Genomic DNA, 18,746 nt, shown 5'->3' with positions numbered 1-18,746 from the left:
CTGCCCGCCATCAGGCCTGCGGCATCTCGTACGGCTTGACCGCGTCGTAGGCCGTCTTGGCGTAGTCGCCGTACTCGGAGAACCGCTCCAGGCCCTTGATCAGGCCGGACATCTTCTCGGTGAGCTTGGCGATCCGCATGCCCATGCGCTGCATGGCCATCAGCAGCTTGCTCAGCCGGTTGGCCATCTTGGTCGCCAGCATCGCCGCCCGGGTGCCCGCGTACCCCGCGTAGGTCGCGATCGACGCGCCCGCGGTCGGGACGGCCGACGCGGCGGCGATCAGCGCGCCCGCGATCAGCTCGCCGATGAGGTCGGAGATCCAGTCGAACACCATGCCGCGCAGCTCGCACACCAGCGCGCCGGACAGGGCGTAGATCGCGGCCGTGCCGTCCATGGTCTTGCCGAGGGCCTCGTACTCCGCGGCCATCTGCTCCATGTTGGCCCGGAACGCCTCACCGGACTCGCCCTCCCAGGAGCCGCCCGTCGCGCTGATGTCCTCCCGGTGCTCCTGGGCGATCATCTTCATCTCCAGGGCGGCGGTCTTGAGCTGGTCGGTGTTGGCGTTGATCTCGTCCGGGTTGCCCAGCAGCGCGTCCAGCGGCTCGCGGATGAACGAGATGTGCTCCAGCAGCCAGCCGACCCCGGCGGAGAACACCGCCGCCAACGGGTTCGCCGCGGACGACACCAGGTCGACGACCATGCCCGCGCCGCCGAGCGCCACGTCGATGACGTCGACGCCCTCGCCCTCGGCCTCACCGGTCAGCGTGTCGACGAACCCGGCGACGCTCTCGACCGCGCCCGCGCCCTCGTACCACTCGGTCACAGCCCTGCCCCCACTCCGCTCTTACTTCCGGTAGATCGATTCGTCGCTGAAGTCGCCGTCGTCGTCGTCCGTCGGCGGCGGGGCGGGACGACGCGGGCGCGCCGGTGGCGGCGGCGGTGGCGGCGTCTCGTCGACCAGCGGCTGCGGGACGAACCGCGCCTGCTCGGGCCGCGCGGGCTCGGGCGCGGGCTCCTCCTCCGGCGGGAGGTACTCGGTGATCATCCGGTAGGTCTCGGACCCGGCGCCCGCCGCGGCCGCGAACGTCTCGGCGACCTGGTTGGCCGCGCTGCGCTGCGCCTTGCGCGCGGTCGCCATGATCTCGGCGGACAGCGCCGCAGGCGACTTCCCCATCGCCGCGGGCGTGAGCCGCAGGTCGGTCAGCGCGCCGGTGGGCGCCACGCTCACGGTGACCGCGCCGTCCGGGGACGACGCGCTGCCGCCCGCGTTGGCCAGCCCCTGCTGGATCGCGGCGGCCTTGGCCTTGGCGTCGGCGATGCGGCCCTCGAACTCGCGCATCCACTCCTCGGGCGTCTTCACCGGCTCCCCCTAGTCGATAGCACCTGCGGCGTGCACAGGGTGTCATACGCCGCAGGCGAGCGTACGCCGAACGGGCGACCTCGCCGCAGCGGACACTCGGACGCGAGCGCGGCCCCGGGGGTTCCCCGGGGCCGCGCCGAATCCACGCTCAGGTCAGAAGGTGAGCGTCCAGGTGTCGATCACCCCGGTGTCGTGCCGGTAGATGTCGGTCACCCGCAGCCTCCACGTGCCGTTCTTGGCCTCGCCGGAGGCGTCGACCGTGAAGGTCTGGTGGATGCCCGCCGCCGAGCCGATGCCCGCCGGGGCGTGCAGCAGGAACGCGCGGCCGGACGGGCCGACCAGCTCGACCTTGAGGTCGGCGGTGTAGGTGTGGTTGATGTCGACCTTCACCGAGGTGGACGCCGACGCGTTGCCCGTGCAGTTGCTGAACACCAGGTCGGAGGTGACCGCGGTGTTGGTGTCCGGGATCGCGACGTCGTCGCCCTTGGTGCCGCCCTCGCACGGCGGCGGCGGGTTGCCGTCGCCCAGGAACATGGTGTTGACCAGCAGGTTCGGCGACCCGGCTCCGGGGCTGTTGATGGTGTCCTTGATCGCGTTCGCGCGCAGCGTGTCGTTGACCTGCTGCGGGGTCGCCGAGGTGTTCGTCGACAGGTAGAGCGCCGCGACACCGGCAACGTGCGGGGAGGCCATCGAGGTGCCGGACATCCCGGTGGACCCGCCGCCCAGGCTCAGCGAGATGACACCGTCGGCCGGGGCCAGGATGTCGACGCAGCTGCCGTAGTTGGACAGCGAGTACTTGCCGTCGCTGCTGTTGGTGCCGCCCACGTTGATCGTCGACGGCTCGTTGCCCGGGCCGAAGCTGCAAGACCCGCTGTTGTTGTTGCCCGCGGCCGCGACGAACGGGATGCCCGCGCGGTTGAGGCCCGCGAGCGCGTCGTCGCCGATGTCGGCGGTGTCGAAGCCCCAGGACGCGTTGACCACGGCGGGCTTGACCGCGTTCGCGGTGACCCACTCGATGGCCTCGACGCCCGCCGAGTCCGGCGCGGTCGCGCCGCAGTTGACACCCAGCATCTTGACCGAGACCAGCTTGGCCTTCTTGGCCACGCCGTAGGTCTTGGAGCCGATGGTGCCCGCGACGTGCGTGCCGTGGCCGTTGCAGTCCTGGCCGTCCTCGGTCACGAAGTCGGCGCCGACGCTGGCCCGGCCCTCGAAGTCGGCGAGCCCGGTCTTGATGCCGGTGTCGGTCACGTAGACCGTCACGTTCGACGCGGTGCCGTTGTAGTGGTACTTGCGGTCCAGCGGCAGGTCGACCTGGTCGATGCGGTCGATGCCCCACACCGCGTTCTCCTGCACGTCGTACGCGCGGGCGGTGCCGACCTGGTAGACCTTCTTCACCGTCGGGTCCGCGGCCAGCCGACGGGCCTCGGTCGCGGTCATGTCCCAGGTGAGGAAGCCGCTCATGGACGCGGTGAACACCGTGTCCAGCCTGCCGCCGTACTCGGCGGCCAGGGACGCCGACGTGGACTTGACGGAGGCAGCCGACGCGGTCGCCTCACCCGCCTTGAGCGAGACGATGAAGCCGCCGCCTGGCCAGGGCTTGGATGCGGGCACGAAGGCCGCCTCCGCGGACGCGGTGCCTGCGGTGGCGATCAACGCGGCCGTCACCGACGCCGCGCCAAGGGCGGCCAGTGCCACCCGCCCGAACGAGCGGGACTTTCCTTGCATGACTTGTCCTTCCGCGAAGGTCGACAGCCGCCCCGGGGAACGGCCGACAGGGTTTCGACTAGCGGGGGTCCGGTCCGCCCGCGCGATCGCACCGCGCGGGCGGACCGGGGTTCGTCACGGCGTGATCGACCAGGTGTCGAGCGTGCCGGAGTCGTAGCGCCACACGTCGGTGACCTGCAGCTTCCACGCGCCGTTCGCCGCCTCGCCGGACAGGTCGACGGTGAAGGTCTGGTCGTAGACGCCGGTGCCCTTGCCGCCGCCCGCCTTCTTCAGGTTGTAGGACGTGCCCGACGGGCCGACCAGGTCGATGACCAGGTCGCCGATGTAGCTGTGGCGGATGGTGACCTTGACCTGCGCGTTGGTCGAGCCGTTGCCGGTGCAGCCGGAGACGGTGATCGTCGAGCCCACCGCGGTGTTGCTGTCCGGGATGGCCACGTCGGTGCCGTTGGTGCCGCCGGAGCACTCGCCGTCGCCGCCGTCGCCGATGAAGCCGGTGTAGAGCAGCAGGTTCGGCGAGCCCGTCCCGAGGTTGGTGACCTTGTTCGGGGTGGCGTTGTTCACCAGGGCGTCGCGGACCTGCTGGTTGGTCGCGTTCGGGTTGGCGTGCAGGTACAGCGCCGCCGCGCCCGCCACGTGCGGGCTGGCCATCGAGGTGCCGCTGCTGGAGCCGGTGGAGCCGTTCATCGTGGTGGAGACGACCGCCGTGCCGGGGGCGAAGATGTCCACGCAGCGGCCGTAGTTGCTGCCGTTGACGTTGTTCCAGTCCGACGGCCGGGCGCGGCTGTCGGTGCGGGTGGTGGCCGCCACGGTGATCGCGTTCGGCGTGCTGGCCGGGCTGTAGTTGCAGGCGTCGGCGTTGTCGTTGCCCGCGGCCACGACCGAGGTGACGCCCGCGCTGATCAGGCGGTTGACCGCGTCGTTGACCGAGGACGCCGCGCTGCCGCCGATGCTCATGTTCGCCACGGCGGGCTTGCGGTGGTTGTTGGCCACCCAGTCGATGCCGCCGATGATCTGCGACCACTGGCCCCGGCCGTCGCAGCCGAGCACCCGGACCGCGACGAGCTTGACCTTCTTGGCCACACCGTACGTCTTGGACCCGACGGTGCCCGCCACGTGCGTGCCGTGGCCCTGGCAGTCAGAGGAGTCGCTGTCGTTGTCGATGAAGTCGCGGCCGTGCGTGACGCGGCCCTCGAAGTCGGGGTGGCTCTCGTCCACGCCGGTGTCGATGATGTAGGCGTTGACCGACGACGCGTCGTTCCCGTAGGTGTAGCTGTTGCTCAGCGGCAGGTCGCGCTGGTCGACGCGGTCGATGCCCCAGGTCGGGTTCTGCTGGGTGTCGCTGATGCTCATGTAGCCGTCTTGCTCGACATACGCGACCGCAGGGTTGGCCGCCAGTCGCTTGGCCGCGGCCTCGTCCATCCGCACAGCGAAGCCGCGGATGGACGCGGTGTAGGTGCTCTTGACCTGGCCGCCGTACTGCTTGGCCAGGTCGAACGCCTTGTTGTTCACCGTGGGCGCGTTCGCGTTGCGGTCCTTGAACACGACGATGTAGCTACCCTCGACCGGGTTCTCGGCCGCGCGGATCGCGCCGGTCGCCTCCTGGGCCGTCGCGGGGCTCGCGGCGACCACGGCGGCCAGGGCGCAGGCGCCCGCCGCCACACTCGCCACCACGACCCGGCGGGTCTTGCGATCATGTCGCATATTGGGCTTCTCCATTCCACTCCACCGGGCGGGGAACACCACCCGGAGGGGCGGCTGTCGGGCAGGGTTGGGTCACTGACAGCCACTCGGGAATCACGATCGGGCGGGGCGAAGGCGTGAACAATCCGGGTATCGGTACGTAGGGCTACGGCTCTTTCACCTAAGATCAACTTTCCGGCCTGTCCGCTTCGCGGAGTTTCCGCCGAGGCCCGAGCGGCCTAGGCTGCGAGACCGGCACGACTCCCCGGGGGTGACGGATGACGCGCAAAGCGATCGATCCTCTGATCCGCACCAGCTCGCCGGTGCTCGTCGGCCGCGACGAGCAGTTCGCCTCGCTGCGGTCGGTGGCCGCGCTGCACCCGGCGGTCGTGCTGATCGAGGGCGAGGCGGGCGTCGGCAAGAGCAGGCTCATCGCCGAGCTGCTCGCGGGCGACCTCGGCCCCGCGGTGCCGCTGGTCGGCGCGTGCGCGCAGGTCGGCGAGCCCTTCCCCTACGGTGCGGTGCTGGAGGCGCTGCGCGGCGCGCGGGGCAGGCTGGCCGCCCGGCCGCCGCTGTCGCCGGTCGCGGGCGCGCTCGCCCCGCTGCTGCCGGAGATCGCCGAGTTCCTCCCGCCGCCGCCCCCGCCGATCGGCGACCCCAGGGCCGAGCGGCACCGCCTCTTCCGCGGCGTGCGCGAGGTGCTGGGCGCCCTGGGCCCGGTGCTGCTGGTCGTCGAAGACCTGCAGTGGGCCGACGACGGCACCCGCCAGCTGCTGCGGTTCCTGATGAGCGAGCCGCCGTCCACCCTGGCCGCGATCGTCACCTACCGGCGCGAGGACGTGCCGGGCGGGCTGCCGCTGGGCACCGCGTACCGCCCGCCGACGGGCGTGGTCAGCGTGCTGCTCGAGGTCGTGCCGCTCAAGGTCGAGGACGTGCGCAGGCTGGCCGAGGCGATCCTCGGCGAGGACTCGGTGTCCGCGGAGTTCGCCGCCAAGCTGCACGAGCGGACCGCGGGCATCCCGTTCGTGATCGAGGAGACCCTGCGCGCGCTGCGCAACCCGGCAGGCGCGGTCCACGCCGACGGCGCGACCGCGCGCAGGCTGCTGGACTCCGTCGAGGTGCCGGTCCTGCTGCGCGACGCGATGGCCGAGCGGCTGGCCGCGCTGCCGACGGCGGCGACCCGGCTGGCCCAGGCCGCCGCCGTGCTGGGCGCCGCCGCGCCCGCCGAGCTGCTCGGCGAGGTGTCCGGGGTGCCCGAGCCCCGGCTGCGCGCCGCGCTGAACCACGCGCTGGCGGGCCACGTGCTGTACGAGGTGGACGGCGGCCGCTACGGCTTCCGGCACTCGCTGGCCCGCCAGGCCGTCTACGACACCCTCGGCGGCCCGGACCGCACCCACCTGCACAACCGCGCGATCGACGCGCTGGACCAGGTCGAGCCGCGCCCGCTGGTGCAGCTCGCCGAGCACAGCGCGCGGGCCGGGCGGATCGCCGCGTGGCTGCACTACGGCGAGGCCGCCGCCGACCGGGCCGCCGAGGTCGGCGACGCCGCCACCGCGACCTCCATGCTCCAGCGGCTGCTGCGCGAGCCGACGCTGCCCGCCGAGCACGTCGACCGGCTGGCGATCAAGCTCGGCCAGATCGCGCACACCGGACTCGACCAGCGCGACCCGACCGAGCTGCTGGAGCGGCTGCTCGGCGACTCCCGGCTGTCCACTTCGGTCCGGGGCGAGGTGCGGCTGTACCGGGGGCTGCTGCTGCTGCGCGGCGCGGGCAGGCTCGGCGAGGCGCGCAGCGAGATCGAGCGGGCCATCGGCGACCTGACCGAGCGCCCCGACCTCGCCGCCAAGGGCGTGGCGGTGCTGGCGATGCCCTACGTCGGCCTGGCCCCGCTCGCCGAGCTGGAGCCGTGGCTGGCCAGGGCCGACCGCTACCGCGACGAGTGCGCCGACAGCGAGCTGCGGCTGTCCCTGCTGGCCAACGAGCTGGGCTCGAAGCTGCACGTGGGCGACCCGACGGTGCTCTCCCGGCTGCGCCAGCTCCCCGAGGTGGTCGAGACCGTCGGCGAGCAGCGCCAGCTGGCCAGGGCGTGGTGCAACCTCGCCGACGGCGCCAACGCCACCGGCCACCTGCGGCTGGCCAGCGAGCTGCTGCGCTCCGGGCTGCGCCTGGCCGCCGACTGCGGCGCCACCTGGGTGGTCAGCACCGCGCGGGCCACGCAGTCCAGGTTGGACTGGTTCACCGGCAAGTGGACCGGGCTGGCCGAGCGGACGCACCGGCTGCTGGAGGAGTACCGCGACCTGTTCCCGGTCGCCAGCGAGCTGGCCCTGGTGCTGGGCTCGCTCGCGGTGGCCAGGGGCGAGTGGGCCGAGGCGACCAGCTGGTTCACCGAGACCGGCGCGTTCGCCCCCGAGGAGGCGATCTCGCAGGTCGCGATCGCGGGCTGCGCCGGGCTGGCGTGGAACCACCTGTCCCAGGACGACGCCGAGCGGGCGTGCGCCGACGCCGACCGGGGGATGGCGATCCTGCGCACCAAGGGCGTGTGGGCGTGGGGCGGGGAGATCGCGCCCATCGCGGTCGGCGCGTACCTGGCCGTCGGCCGGGTCGCCGACGCCGAGGCGCTCGTCGCCGAGCTGGCCGACGGCCTGGTCGGCCGGGACGCGCCGCTGGCCGAGGCCGCGCTGGCCGCGTGCCGGGGCAGGCTGGCCGAGCACGCGGGCGAGTCTGCCGACGCGGTGCGCCACTACCGCGACGCGGGCACCCGGTACGCCGCGCTGCCCGCCCCGTACCTGGCCGCGGGCATGGCCGAGCGCGAGGCGCTCTGTCTGCTGTCGACGGACGCCGACGCCGCGACCGCGCTGCTGTCGGCCCAAGTGGACGCCTACGACGCGCTCGGCGCGACCCGCGACGCCGCCCGCTGCCGCCACCACCTGCGCGGGGTCGGCGGCGGGAAGCCGTCGCGGCGGGGCAGGCGCGGCTACGGCAACGAGCTCTCGCCCCGGGAGCTGGAGGTGGCCCGGCTGCTGGCGGGCGGGCACACCAACCGGGAGATCGCCGAGGTGCTGTTCCTGTCCCCGAGGACGGTCGAACAGCACGCCGCGCGGGTGCTGCGCAAGCTCGGCGTCGGATCACGCACGCAATTGCAGGTGGAGGACCTCGCATAACCCGATGGAGCGAGGAATACCGCCCGCGTGATCGCGGACCGTCATAAACAATCACCCGATGGAGGACCGAAATCGGGTGTGGTCGAATACTCGGGTCACATCATTGACGCCGAGGAGTGGTTATGAGAGCGATCGCCTGGGCCCTCGCGCTTGCCGCCGTCCCGCTGGCAGCGGGCACCGCATCCGCCGAGGAGTTCCGCGACACCGACCTGTCGCTGACCACCGACGACGGGTTGCAGGTGTCCTCTGTGTCCAGCGGGGCCCGCCCCGACAGCTCGCACTACGCGAAGGACCACCTGATCGCGGGATTGCAGGGCGTGGACATGGACTCCACGAGCTCCAACACAGAGCCCACCATTCTGGGGGCTGTCCGCTCGATGCTCGGGTAAACACGCCGGACACCAAAGTGCCCCTTCGGGGGACAGGGGTTTCGCTGCGCATGCCGGCAGGCAAGTCTGGAGTCGCCGCCTTCACCGGAGGCGGCGCAAATTCGCCGATTCAGACCAGGAGATCGAATATGCGCAGCATTACCCGAATGGTCCTCGGCGGCCTGCTGGCCGTGCCGTTGACCGTGGGACTGGCGGGCGCGGCCATGGCCGACGACTTCACCGAGCATGTCGCGTACGCCGGTCCTGAGGGGACTGAGCACTACCTCGTGCACGCTGGCGTGGACGATGACGGCAATACGCACTTCTTCGAGTACTACGCGTCGACAGGGCACGACGGCGCGTACTCCTCGACCACGATCGCGGCCGCTGGCGATGACGACGACGACTACGGCCGCGACGACCACGAGGGCTGGGACGGCGGCGGCGAAGCCGTCTACTTCAGCACCTCCAACGCCGCGGGCCCGGACGGGGCGTGGTCGAACACCGTCCTGTCGTCCGTCGACAGCCACGACGAGCAGAGCAACTGCCACAGCGATGACCCGTGCGACGACGACGATGACGACGACCACGATCACCACGACGACGATGACGACCACGACCACGACTACTGCGACGACGATGACGACGACCCGTGCGACGACTGATCGCCTGACCTGACCTGACCTGACCGGACTCGGGGGCGCTGGCAGACCAGCGCCCCCGAGGTCGTGTCAGCACGACGGGGGTGTGCCCGGGCCGCCGCTGGCCGGGCACACCCCCGTCGACAGGGATCGCACCAGCCGAGCCGCCCCCTGCGTCGCAAGCGGCTCGGCTCGGACGACGCGGCCGGTGCCGAATCGGCCGCGTCGCGGGGTTTCCGCGATCCGATGGGGCGGGCCGGTGAGGGAGGGCCCGCGCGTGGTGGTCCGTATGGGTGATGTGGTGTTCCTCGCCAAGCCGTCGGGCGGAGGAGAGGCCAGGGCGTTTCGGTCGCCTCTCCTCCGAACCATCCGACGAAACCGCCAGGCAGGGTGTGGTTCTCAGGCGGTTTGCTTCGCAGGGACGACGATCCCCCGGCGCGTGGGGGAAGAACAATCGCGGAACCACTAGGTAGGGCTACCTATTTATTGGCGCGCCCATGACTTGATCGATCAGACCTGCGCGGAAGGCGCGCGACGCCGCCGGGAGATGGGAACGAACGGGAACAAAGCCCTACGACCGCAGCCTTGTGGGCATCGGATGCGCACGTCACTATTCGACCTGCCAGAGCCGGTGCACGCTGTCGTGAGGGCGCCCCTGCGGGTTCGACAGCGGGTCCGGCACAACCGAACCTCCAGCGCCGTCCGGGCGCACCCTGCAGGAGGCAGCGTGAAACGCAAACGCCTGTCCGTATTGGTCGGCGCGGCGGCGGCCGTCGCCCTGATCGCGACCACCAACCAGACTGCGGCAGGTGGCGACACCGCCGCGGCCGCCCCTCGGGCCTCGGCCGAGTACCACGTCCTCGGCGTGAAGAACGCCCAGCAGCGCACCGCCATCAGCAAGACCGGCGCGGCGATCAACGGGGTCGAGGACAGCCGGACCCTGATCACGGCCACCGACGCCGAGGTCGCCAGGATCCGGGCCCTCGGGTTCACCGTCGAGGCCGAGGCGCCCGCGGTGACCGCGCAGGGCGAGGTCAACCCGATGGACTTCCCGTCGTCGCACTCGGACTACCACAACTACGCCGAGATGACCGCGGCCATCGACCGGGCGGTCGCCGACCACCCGAACCTGATCACCAAGCGGGTGATCGGCAAGTCGTACCAGAACCGCGACCTGTTCGCGCTCAAGATCTCGGACAACCCGGGCACCGACGAGAACGAGCCCGAGGTCCTGTTCACGCACCACCAGCACGCGCGCGAGATCCTGACGGTGGAGATGGCCCTCTACCTGATGAACCAGTTCACCGACAACTACGCGACCGACTCGCGGATCAGGAACCTGGTGGACACCCGCGAGATCTGGATCCTGCCGAACGTCAACCCCGACGGCGGCGAGTTCGACATCTCGACGGGCAGCTTCCAGGGCTGGCGCAAGAACCGGCAGCCCAACAGCAACGGGACCGTCGGCACGGACATGAACCGCAACTGGGACTACCAGTGGGGCTGCTGCGGCGGCTCGTCGTCGACCCCGAGCTCGGAGACCTACCGCGGCACCCGCGGCGAGTCGACCCCCGAGGTCAAGGCGATGGCCGACTTCGTCCGCAGCCGCAACATCGGCGGCAAGCAGCAGATCACCGTGGGGATCGACTTCCACACCTACAGCGAGCTGGTGCTCTGGCCCTACGGCTACACCTACAACGACACGGCCCCCGGTCTGACCACCGAGGACCAGCGGGTCTTCTCGACCATCGGCCGGGAGATGGCGCAGTCCAACGGCTACACGCCCCAGCAGTCCTCCGACCTGTACATCACCGACGGGTCGATCGACGACTGGCTGTGGGGCAGCCAGCGCATCTACGGCTACACCTTCGAGATGTACCCGGCCTCCGGCGGCGGCCTGAGCGGCTTCTACCCGGACGACTCGGTCATCGCGCGGGAGACCTCGCGCAACAAGGAGGCCGTGCTCGACCTGATCGCCTACGCCGACTGCCCGAAGCGGTCGATCGGCCTGACCTGCGACGACAACCAGGAGCCCCCGGGCGGCGACGAGTTCGAGAACACCAACGACGTCCAGATCCCGGACGCGGGCTCGGCGGTCACCAGCAACATCGCGGTGTCCGGTCTGTCCGGCAACGCGCCGTCGGACCTGCAGGTCAGCGTGGACATCCGGCACACCTACCGCGGTGACCTGGTCGTCGACCTGATCGCCCCGGACGGCACCGCGTACCGGCTCAAGAACTCCAGCTCCAGCGACTCGGCGGACAACGTGATCGCCACCTACACGGTGAACGCGTCGTCCGAGGTCGCCAACGGCACCTGGAAGCTGCAGGTCCGGGACGTCTACCGAGCTGACACCGGATACATCAACTCCTGGAAGCTCGTGTTCTAGCGGCCCTACCCGCAACAGCGAAACCTCGATGCCCCGGGCCGCGGCCGACACCGGCGCGCCCGGGGCATCTCCCCCCTGTTTTCCGGCCATCACCCTGCGATGTGGCCGGTGAAAGGAAACGAACCATGACAGAGGGCAAGTGGTTCATCAGAACCGCGCTGGCCGCGGCGGGCGCGGTGGTCACGATGGCCGCCGCCGTCGGCACGGCGGCCGCGGCGCCGCCGTCGTCGGACCCCGGCGACGTGGGCGTCCAGGTCGTCGGCGGCACCCGCGCCGCCCAGGGCGAGTTCCCGTGGATGGTGCGGCTGTCCATGGGCTGCGGCGGCGCGATGTACACCGAGTCGCTGGTGCTCACCGCGGCGCACTGCGTCAACAGCACCGGGCCGAACACCAGCATCACCGCGACCTACGGCGTCGTCGACCTGCAGAGCAGCAGCGCGGTCCGGCGCACGTCGAACTACGTCTACCGCAACCCCGGCTACAGCACGTCCGCGGGCGGTGACTGGGCGCTGATCCGGCTGTCGCAGCCGATCACCGGCGCTGCCCTGCTGCCGATCGCCACCACCAGCGAGTACAACAGCGGCACGTTCACCATCGCCGGATGGGGCGCGGCCACCGAGGGCGGGGCGCAGCAGCGCTACCTGCTCAAGGCCGAGGTGCCGTTCGTCTCCGACGCCGAGTGCCGCCAGTCCTACCCGTCGATGAAGACCGCGGTCGAGATCTGCGCGGGCTACGACCAGGGCGGCGTGGACACCTGCCAGGGCGACTCCGGCGGACCGATGTTCCGCAGGGACAGCGCGGGCCGGTGGATCCAGGTCGGCATCGTCTCCTACGGCCGCGGCTGCGCCCGCCCGGGCTACCCGGGCGTGTACGCCGAGGTCAGCGCGCTGGCCACGGCGATCAGGGCGGCCGCTGCCGACCTCGGCGGCAACCCCGACCCGGACCCGGACCCGCCGGGTGACACCTTCGAGAACACCAACAACGTCACCATCCCGGACGCGGGCTCGGCCATCACCAGCGACATCGCGGTGTCCGGCCTGTCCGGCAACGCGCCGTCGGACCTGCAGGTCAGCGTGGACATCAAGCACACCTACCGCGGTGACCTGGTGATCGACCTGATCGCCCCCGACGGCACCGCCTACCGGCTGAAGAACTCCAGCGGCTCCGACTCCGCCGACAACGTGATCGCCACCTACACGGTGAACGCGTCGTCCGAGGCGGCCAACGGCACCTGGAAGCTGCAGGTCCGGGACGTCTACCGGGCCGACACCGGCTACATCGACGCCTGGAAGCTCGTGTTCTGACCCGCTGTGCCCCTTCGGCCCCGATCAGGTGAGTTCCACCTGGTCGGGGCCGCTTTTTTGGCATATCCGCACGACCGTGCGCATATCTTTTGCGCACACCCTCTGGCCGAACCCGACATCGGCAGGCAAGATACCCGGGAAAGTTACCGATAGGTAGCCGCCTTGCGCCGCTGCCTGCGTCGTGTCGCCGAGGAGCAGATCATGCGCGAATTCGCCGTTCCCCCCGTGGAGAAGCGCACCGAGGCGGGCGGTCTGGCGGACCTGGTCTTCACCAACGCCGTCGAGGCCCCCACCCACGTCTCGTTCCGACGGCGCTCGGGGGCGAGCTGGGTCGACGTCACCGCCGAGCAGTTCCGCGACGAGGTCGTCGCCGCGGCGAAGGGCCTGGTCGCCGCCGGGGTCGGCGCGGGCGACCGGGTGGCCATCCTGGCCGCGACCCGGTACGAGTGGACGCTGCTGGACTTCGCGATCTGGGCGGCTGGCGCGGTCACCGTGCCGATCTACGTGACCTCATCGGCCGAGCAGATCCAGTGGATCATGTCCGACTCCGGCGCGGTGGCCATCATCGCCGAGACCGACGAGCACCTGGCCAGGATCGAGCAGGTGCGCCCGGCCCTGCCCGCGCTCAAGAGCGTCTGGCGCATCGATGACGTCGACAAGATCGTCGAGGGCGGCGCTGAGGTCGACACCGCCGAGATCGAGGCGCGGCGCACGGCGGTCAAGGGCGGCGACGTCGCCACGATCATCTACACCTCGGGCACCACCGGCCAGCCCAAGGGCTGCGTGCTCACGCACGACAACTTCTTCGCCGAGTGCGGCTACGGCACCACGACGCTGGCCCCGCTGTTCCGCGGCCTCGGCGGCACCGAGGAGCCCAGCACGCTGCTGTTCCTGCCGGTGGCGCACGTGTTCGGCCGCATGGTGCAGATCGGCTGCGTCTACAGCCGCGCGACCATGGGCCACGGCCCGGACGTCAAGAAGGTCATGGACGACCTGGCCACCTTCCGCCCGACCTTCATCCTGTCGGTGCCGTACGTGCTGGAGAAGGTCTACAACGGCGCCCGGCAGAAGGCGCACGCGGCGGGCAAGGGCAAGATCTTCGACGCCGCCGCGGCGACCGCGATCGCCTACAGCGAGGCCGACGGCAAGCCCGGACTCGGCCTGCGCCTCAAGCACGCCCTGTTCGACAAGCTGGTGTACGCCAAGCTGCGCGCGGCGATGGGCGGCAGGACCAAGTACGCCATCTCCGGCGGCGCGGCGCTCGGCCTGCGGCTGACCCACTTCTTCCGCGGCGTCGGCCTGACCGTGCTGGAGGGCTACGGCCTCACCGAGACCACGGCGGCGTCCACGGTGAACTCCCTCGACGCATTCAAGCCCGGCACCGTCGGCCGCCCCATCCCGGGCACCGCGGTGCGCATCGCCGAGGACGGCGAGATCCAGATCAAGGGCGAGGTCGTGTTCCAGGGGTACTGGAACAACGCGGAGGCCACCAAGGCGGCCATCGACGCCGACGGCTGGTTCGCCACCGGCGACCTCGGCGAGCTCGACGCCGACGGGTTCCTGAAGATCACCGGGCGGAAGAAGGAGATCCTGGTGACCTCCGGCGGCAAGAACGTCGCCCCCGCGGTCATCGAGGACCGGATCGCCTCGCACCCGCTCGTGGCCCAGGCGATGGTCGTCGGCGACGGCCAGAAGTACATCGCCGCGCTGATCACGCTCGACCCGGAGTACTTCGCCTACTGGAAGACCACCGCGGGCAAGCCTGCCGAGGCGACCATCGCGTCCCTTGTGGACGACCCGGACCTGCTCGCCGAGGTGCAGAAGGCCGTCGACGAGGGCAACTCGGCGGTGTCCACTGCGGAGTCCGTGCGCCGGTTCCGCGTCCTGGCCACGGAGTTCACCCCGGAGACCGGGCACCTGACGCCGTCGCTGAAGCTCAAGCGCCGGGTCATCATGAAGGACTTCCAGGCCGAGGTCGACAGCCTGTTCAGCTAGCGGGCGCACCGGGGTCGGGCCGAGGGCCCGACCCCGGTCCCGTCTCAGGCGGCGCTGAGCACGCCGTCCGGACGGTCCTCCATCTCGCGAGCGCTGGTCTCGGGGAGCGCGAGGGTGCAGACCACCGAGAGCAGGCCGAAGCCCGCCAGCATCACGCCCACGGCGCCGCCGCCGTGGGCGGCGCTGAGGTCGGCGGCGAGGATGGGCGCGGTGCCGCCGCCCACCACGCCCGCGAGGTTGTAGGCGATGCCCGCGCCGCTGTAGCGGTAGCGGGTGCGGAACATCTCCGGCAGCAGCGCGCCCGCGGGCCCGTACGCCACGCCGAAGACCGCCATGGTGACCATCAGGACGACGGCGAACGCGACGGCCGACCCGGTGTCCAGCAGCGGGAACATCACCAGGCTCCACGGCACCGACACCACGCAGGCGCCGAGCACGACGCGCTTGCGGCCCACGCGGTCGGAGTAGACGCCGGACAGCGCGATCGCCGCGCCGAAGACGATCGTCGACGCCGCGCCGATGGCGAGCACAGCCGAGCGGGACAGCCCCACCTTGGCCGTGCCGTACGAGGTGAGGAACGCCGTGCCGATGTAGAAGAACGCGAACAGCATCGCCAGCGCGCCCGCGGCGAGCAGGATCTCCCGCCACTGGTGCCGGAACGCGCCGACGATCGGGGCGCGCGCCCTCGGCGCTGCCGGGTCGGCGACCGCCTTGCGGAACATCGGGGTCTCGTCGATCGCCAGCCGCACGTAGAGGCCGACGGCGAGCAGCAGCGCGCTGAGCAGGAACGGCACCCGCCAGCCCCACTCGACGAACGCGGGCGAGGCCTCCCCGACGAAGAGGTTGACGATCAGGAACGTGACGCTGGAGAGCGCGAAGGCCAGCGCGGGGCCGAGCTGCGGGAAGACGCCGTAGAGCCCGCGTTTGCGCGCGGGCGCGTACTCGGCGGCCAGCAGCGTCGCGCCCGCCCACTCCCCGCCCACCGCCAGCCCCTGCGCGATCCGCAGGGCGACGAGCAGGATCGGCGCGGCCACGCCGATGCTGGCCGCGCTGGGCAGGCAGCCGATGAGCACGGTGGCGATCCCCATGAGCAGCAGCGTGCTGATCAGGGTCCGCTTCCGGCCGAGCCGGTCGCCGAAGTGTCCGAACAGGACAGCGCCGAGCGGCCGCGCGCCGAAGGCGACGGCGAAGGTGGCGAACGAGGCCACCGTGCCCGCCGCCTCGCCGAGCGCGGGGAAGAAGACCTTGGGGAAGACGAGGGCTGCCGCCGTCCCGTAGATGAAGAAGTCGTAGAACTCGATGGTGGTGCCCGCGCAGCTGGCGAGCGCGACGCGGCGCATCGGTGTGCTCATCTGGCTCTCCCTCTCTTGCGTGGCAGGGAGTGTGAGGGAAGCCACGCTGGCCGGAATACCCCCGGAAAGGGGTAGCCGTCAGGGGAGCAGCATCGCCTTGCGGGCCCGGACGACGGCCTCGTGGCGCGTGCGCGCGTCCAGCTTGCGCATCGCGGACTGCAGGTACGCCTTGACCGTCTCCCTCGACAGCGCCAGCCGGTCGGCGACCTCGGCGTTGGTGCAGCCGAGCGCGACCTGGGAGAGCACGTCGGTCTCCCGAGTGGACAGTCGGACGGCTGGCTCCGGCGTCGGCTCGCCGTCGCCGAGGTCGGCGAGGCGCTGGGCGGCGGCGTAGACGCGCCGCTGCAGGCCGGGGTCGGCGATGCTGCCCGCGATGGCCCGCAGCTCCGAGTGCACCGAACGCAGTTCCTCCAGGGTCGCTGCCTGCGCGGGTTCGAGGTGGCGGACCGCGGCCAGCGACTGGGCCATGGCCAGCCTGCAGTCCACCTCGTCGCGGACGGCGAACTCGTGGGCGAGGCGGCGGCCTGCGGCGATGAACTGGTCCCACATCCGGTCGCCGAAGGCCAGCGGCTGGCGCAGCGCGCCGTAGAGGACGGCCCGGCAGCGCCCGCTCGCCTGCACGGGCACGGCGAGGATGGAGGACAGGCCCTCGGCGAGGACGGGCCGGTCGTAGTCGTGGGTGATGGTGCGGGCGGCGCCGTAGTCGGTCACCCCGGCCGGGCGGCCCTGCACGAACACCCGCCCGCCCAGCCCGGTGCCCGCGTGGACCTCCAGGTTGTGCAGGCCGGTGGTGCGGGTGCCGACGAACTCGACCAGGCGCAGCCGGTTGGCCGCGACCTCACCGGCGAACGCGACCGGCACCCCCGACTGGCGCAGCGCGCGCAGTTCGGCGCGCAGGACCGCGCGGTCGTCGGGGCGCAGCAACCGGGTGTCCGTCATCGGCCCGCTCCTTGGCGTCGATCCGCCCACGGTACGACGCCGGGGACGGGGAGTCGACCGTCCTACCCACTTCCGGGGGTAGAGCGCCGCGGCCCGCGCGGGCCACCCTGACCGCCGACGTGGGAAGGAGCCGCACGATGACGCCGACGCAGGACTACCGCGAGGCCCGCGACCTGCTGATCCGCTCCCGGACCGAGTACGACGCGGCGATGGCGGGATTCCGCTGGCCGCGCATCGATGGCCGGTTCAACTGGGCGGTCGACTGGTTCGACGCCATCGCCAGGGGCAACGACCGGACCGCGCTGTGGATCGTGGAGGAGGACGGCGCCGAGGCGCGCTACACCTTCGACGAGATGGCGCGCCGGTCCGACCGGGTGGCGACCTGGCTGAGCGGCATCGGCGTGGGGGTCGGCGACCCTGTCCTGCTCATGCTGGGCAACCAGGTGGAGCTGTGGGAGTCGATGCTGGCGCTGATGAAGCTGGGCGCGGTCATCATCCCCACGACGACCGCGCTCGGGCCCGCCGACCTCGCCGACCGCATCGAGCGCGCGGGCGCGCGGTTCGTGATCGCCAACGCCGCCGACACCGGGAAGTTCACCGGGGTCACCGGCGTGGTGGTGGGCGATCCGGCGCCGGGGTGGCACTCCTACTCCGCCGCCGACTCCGTGGCCGACGTGCGCACGTTCTCCTCGGTGACGTCGGCGGACGACCCGCTGCTGTTCTACTTCACGTCCGGGACGACGAACCGGCCGAAGCTGGTGGAGCACACGCAGGTGTCGTACCCGGTGGGCCATCTGTCCACTCTGTACTGGATCGGGCTGCGCCCCGGCGACGTGCACCTGAACATCAGCTCGCCGGGCTGGGCCAAGCACGCGTGGAGCTCGTTCTTCGTGCCGTGGATCGCCGAGGCGACGATCTTCGTCTACAACTACTCGCGCTTCGACGCCGCCGCCCTGCTGGCCCAGGTCCGCCGCGCGGGCGTGACGACGATGTGCGCCCCGCCGACGGTCTGGCGGATGCTGATCAAGGCCGACCTCTCCGGCGGCCCGGGCGCGCTGCGCGAGGTCGTGTCGGCGGGCGAGCCGCTCAACCCCGAGGTCATCGACCAGATCGAGGCCGCTTGGGGTCTGACGCTGCGCGACGGCTTCGGCCAGACCGAGACGACCGCGCAGGTCGGCAACCCGCCGGGCGCGCCGCTGAAGCCCGGGTCGATGGGCCGCCCGCTGCCCGGCGTCCCCGTGGTCCTGGTCGACCCGCTGACCGGCGAGCCGTCGTCATCGGAGGGCGAGCTGTGCCTGGAGCTGTCCGCGCTCAACCTGATGACCGGCTACCGCGACGACCCGGCCAGGGACGCCGAGGTCAGGGCGGGCGGCTACTACCACACCGGCGACGTGGCCTCCCTGGATTCCGACGGGTACCTGACCTACATCGGCCGCACCGACGACGTGTTCAAGGCGTCGGACTACAAGGTCTCGCCGTTCGAGCTGGAGAGCGTGCTGGTCGAGCACCCCGCGGTGCTGGAGGCTGCCGTCGTGCCCGCGCCGGACGAGGTGCGCCTGGCGGTGCCCAAGGCGTACGTGTCGCTGGCCCCGGGCTGGGAGGCGGGCCCGGCGACAGCGCTGGAGATCCTGCGGCACGCGCGCGAGCACCTGGCGCCCTACCTGCGAGTGCGGCGGCTGGAGTTCTTCGACCTGCCGAAGACGATCTCGGGCAAGATCCGCAGGGTCGAGCTGCGGGGCCGCGAGCAGGCGGCGGCGGGCGTCCGGCTGGCTGAGGAGTACCGCGACAGCGATTTCGCCGAGCTGACCGGCCGGGAGGGTCCGCGCTGACGG

General features: G+C 71.5%; 13 protein-coding genes and 1 pseudogene. 8 read left to right on the top strand and 6 right to left on the bottom strand.

The window, feature by feature from the left end; all coding sequences use genetic code 11:
* Nucleotides 1-10: 10 nt before the first annotated feature.
* The 4 genes from Actkin_RS02820 to Actkin_RS02805 all read right to left on the bottom strand — a co-directional run bounded on the left by Actkin_RS02820 (nt 11) and on the right by Actkin_RS02805 (nt 4,786).
* The gene (locus tag Actkin_RS02820) at nt 11-823 is read right to left on the bottom strand and encodes a WXG100 family type VII secretion target (RefSeq protein ID WP_189208557.1); all 813 of its coding nucleotides are present in this window, start codon (nt 821-823) and stop codon (nt 11-13) included.
* Nucleotides 824-844: 21 nt separating this feature from the next.
* Nucleotides 845-1,360 carry a YbaB/EbfC family nucleoid-associated protein gene (locus tag Actkin_RS02815; RefSeq protein ID WP_189208558.1) on the bottom strand — a complete coding sequence of 172 codons (516 nt, stop codon included), beginning with the start codon at nt 1,358-1,360 and terminating at the stop codon, nt 845-847.
* Nucleotides 1,361-1,513: 153 nt separating this feature from the next.
* Complete coding sequence (locus tag Actkin_RS02810) at nt 1,514-3,085, bottom strand: S8 family serine peptidase (RefSeq protein ID WP_189208559.1); 1,572 nt, start codon at nt 3,083-3,085, stop codon at nt 1,514-1,516.
* A 114-nt stretch (nt 3,086-3,199) separates the two neighbouring features.
* Nucleotides 3,200-4,786 (bottom strand): S8 family peptidase, encoded by a 1,587-nt coding sequence (locus Actkin_RS02805; protein WP_258905752.1) that lies wholly within the window; start codon nt 4,784-4,786, stop codon nt 3,200-3,202.
* 257 nt (nt 4,787-5,043) lie between these two features.
* Here Actkin_RS02805 and Actkin_RS02800 point away from each other — a divergent pair, with 257 nt between their 5' ends.
* The 7 genes and pseudogenes from Actkin_RS02800 (at nt 5,044) to Actkin_RS02775 (ending at nt 14,623) form a co-directional block, all read left to right on the top strand.
* Complete coding sequence (locus Actkin_RS02800; protein ID WP_258905750.1) at nt 5,044-7,926, top strand: ATP-binding protein; 2,883 nt, start codon at nt 5,044-5,046, stop codon at nt 7,924-7,926.
* Nucleotides 7,927-8,048: 122 nt separating this feature from the next.
* Complete coding sequence (locus tag Actkin_RS02795; RefSeq protein WP_189208562.1) at nt 8,049-8,315, top strand: hypothetical protein; 267 nt, start codon at nt 8,049-8,051, stop codon at nt 8,313-8,315.
* Nucleotides 8,316-8,443: 128 nt separating this feature from the next.
* On the top strand, nt 8,444-8,959 hold the full coding sequence (locus tag Actkin_RS02790; RefSeq protein ID WP_189208563.1) for a hypothetical protein: 516 nt from the start codon (nt 8,444-8,446) through the stop codon (nt 8,957-8,959).
* A 703-nt stretch (nt 8,960-9,662) separates the two neighbouring features.
* Nucleotides 9,663-11,324 carry a M14 family metallopeptidase gene (locus Actkin_RS02785; protein WP_229786473.1) on the top strand — a complete coding sequence of 554 codons (1,662 nt, stop codon included), beginning with the start codon at nt 9,663-9,665 and terminating at the stop codon, nt 11,322-11,324.
* Nucleotides 11,325-11,449: 125 nt separating this feature from the next.
* Nucleotides 11,450-12,247: pseudogene (locus Actkin_RS02780) on the top strand (S1 family peptidase); the annotation flags it as partial.
* 105 nt (nt 12,248-12,352) lie between these two features.
* On the top strand, nt 12,353-12,628 hold the full coding sequence (locus Actkin_RS32540; RefSeq protein WP_309569140.1) for a proprotein convertase P-domain-containing protein: 276 nt from the start codon (nt 12,353-12,355) through the stop codon (nt 12,626-12,628).
* Between the two features lie 201 nt (nt 12,629-12,829).
* Complete coding sequence (locus Actkin_RS02775) at nt 12,830-14,623, top strand: AMP-dependent synthetase/ligase (RefSeq protein WP_258905747.1); 1,794 nt, start codon at nt 12,830-12,832, stop codon at nt 14,621-14,623.
* A 44-nt stretch (nt 14,624-14,667) separates the two neighbouring features.
* Here the strand turns inward: Actkin_RS02775 and Actkin_RS02770 are convergent, their stop codons facing one another.
* Together Actkin_RS02770 and Actkin_RS02765 are read right to left on the bottom strand one after the other, a co-directional pair.
* Nucleotides 14,668-15,975 carry an MFS transporter gene (locus Actkin_RS02770; protein WP_258905746.1) on the bottom strand — a complete coding sequence of 436 codons (1,308 nt, stop codon included), beginning with the start codon at nt 15,973-15,975 and terminating at the stop codon, nt 14,668-14,670.
* A 78-nt stretch (nt 15,976-16,053) separates the two neighbouring features.
* Nucleotides 16,054-16,914: a helix-turn-helix transcriptional regulator gene (locus tag Actkin_RS02765; protein WP_258905745.1), complete on the bottom strand. Its 861-nt coding sequence runs from the start codon at nt 16,912-16,914 to the stop codon at nt 16,054-16,056.
* 137 nt (nt 16,915-17,051) lie between these two features.
* Between Actkin_RS02765 and Actkin_RS02760 the strand changes: the two genes are divergently transcribed.
* The gene (locus Actkin_RS02760; protein WP_189208569.1) at nt 17,052-18,743 is read left to right on the top strand and encodes an AMP-binding protein; all 1,692 of its coding nucleotides are present in this window, start codon (nt 17,052-17,054) and stop codon (nt 18,741-18,743) included.
* The last annotated feature ends 3 nt before the right edge of the window (nt 18,744-18,746 follow it).

Source organism: Actinokineospora sp. UTMC 2448 (assembly GCF_024760565.1).
Classification (GTDB): Bacteria; Actinomycetota; Actinomycetes; order Mycobacteriales; family Pseudonocardiaceae; genus Actinokineospora; species Actinokineospora fastidiosa.
The sequence above is the reverse complement of the archived record's forward strand: the minus strand, read 5'-3'. Positions and strand labels throughout refer to the sequence as shown.

What these genes read in the sequence shown, in the direction of transcription:
- Actkin_RS02810 (WP_189208559.1), bottom strand. Translation starts at nt 3,085, where the DNA reads ATGCAAGGAAAGTCCCGCTCGTTCGGGCGGGTGGCACTGGCCGCCCTT.
- Actkin_RS02805 (WP_258905752.1), bottom strand. Translation starts at nt 4,786, where the DNA reads ATGCGACATGATCGCAAGACCCGCCGGGTCGTGGTGGCGAGTGTGGCG.
- Actkin_RS02800 (WP_258905750.1), top strand. Translation starts at nt 5,044, where the DNA reads ATGACGCGCAAAGCGATCGATCCTCTGATCCGCACCAGCTCGCCGGTG.
- Actkin_RS02795 (WP_189208562.1), top strand. Translation starts at nt 8,049, where the DNA reads ATGAGAGCGATCGCCTGGGCCCTCGCGCTTGCCGCCGTCCCGCTGGCA.
- Actkin_RS02790 (WP_189208563.1), top strand. Translation starts at nt 8,444, where the DNA reads ATGCGCAGCATTACCCGAATGGTCCTCGGCGGCCTGCTGGCCGTGCCG.
- Actkin_RS02775 (WP_258905747.1), top strand. Translation starts at nt 12,830, where the DNA reads ATGCGCGAATTCGCCGTTCCCCCCGTGGAGAAGCGCACCGAGGCGGGC.
- Actkin_RS02770 (WP_258905746.1), bottom strand. Translation starts at nt 15,975, where the DNA reads ATGAGCACACCGATGCGCCGCGTCGCGCTCGCCAGCTGCGCGGGCACC.
- Actkin_RS02765 (WP_258905745.1), bottom strand. Translation starts at nt 16,914, where the DNA reads ATGACGGACACCCGGTTGCTGCGCCCCGACGACCGCGCGGTCCTGCGC.
- Actkin_RS02760 (WP_189208569.1), top strand. Translation starts at nt 17,052, where the DNA reads ATGACGCCGACGCAGGACTACCGCGAGGCCCGCGACCTGCTGATCCGC.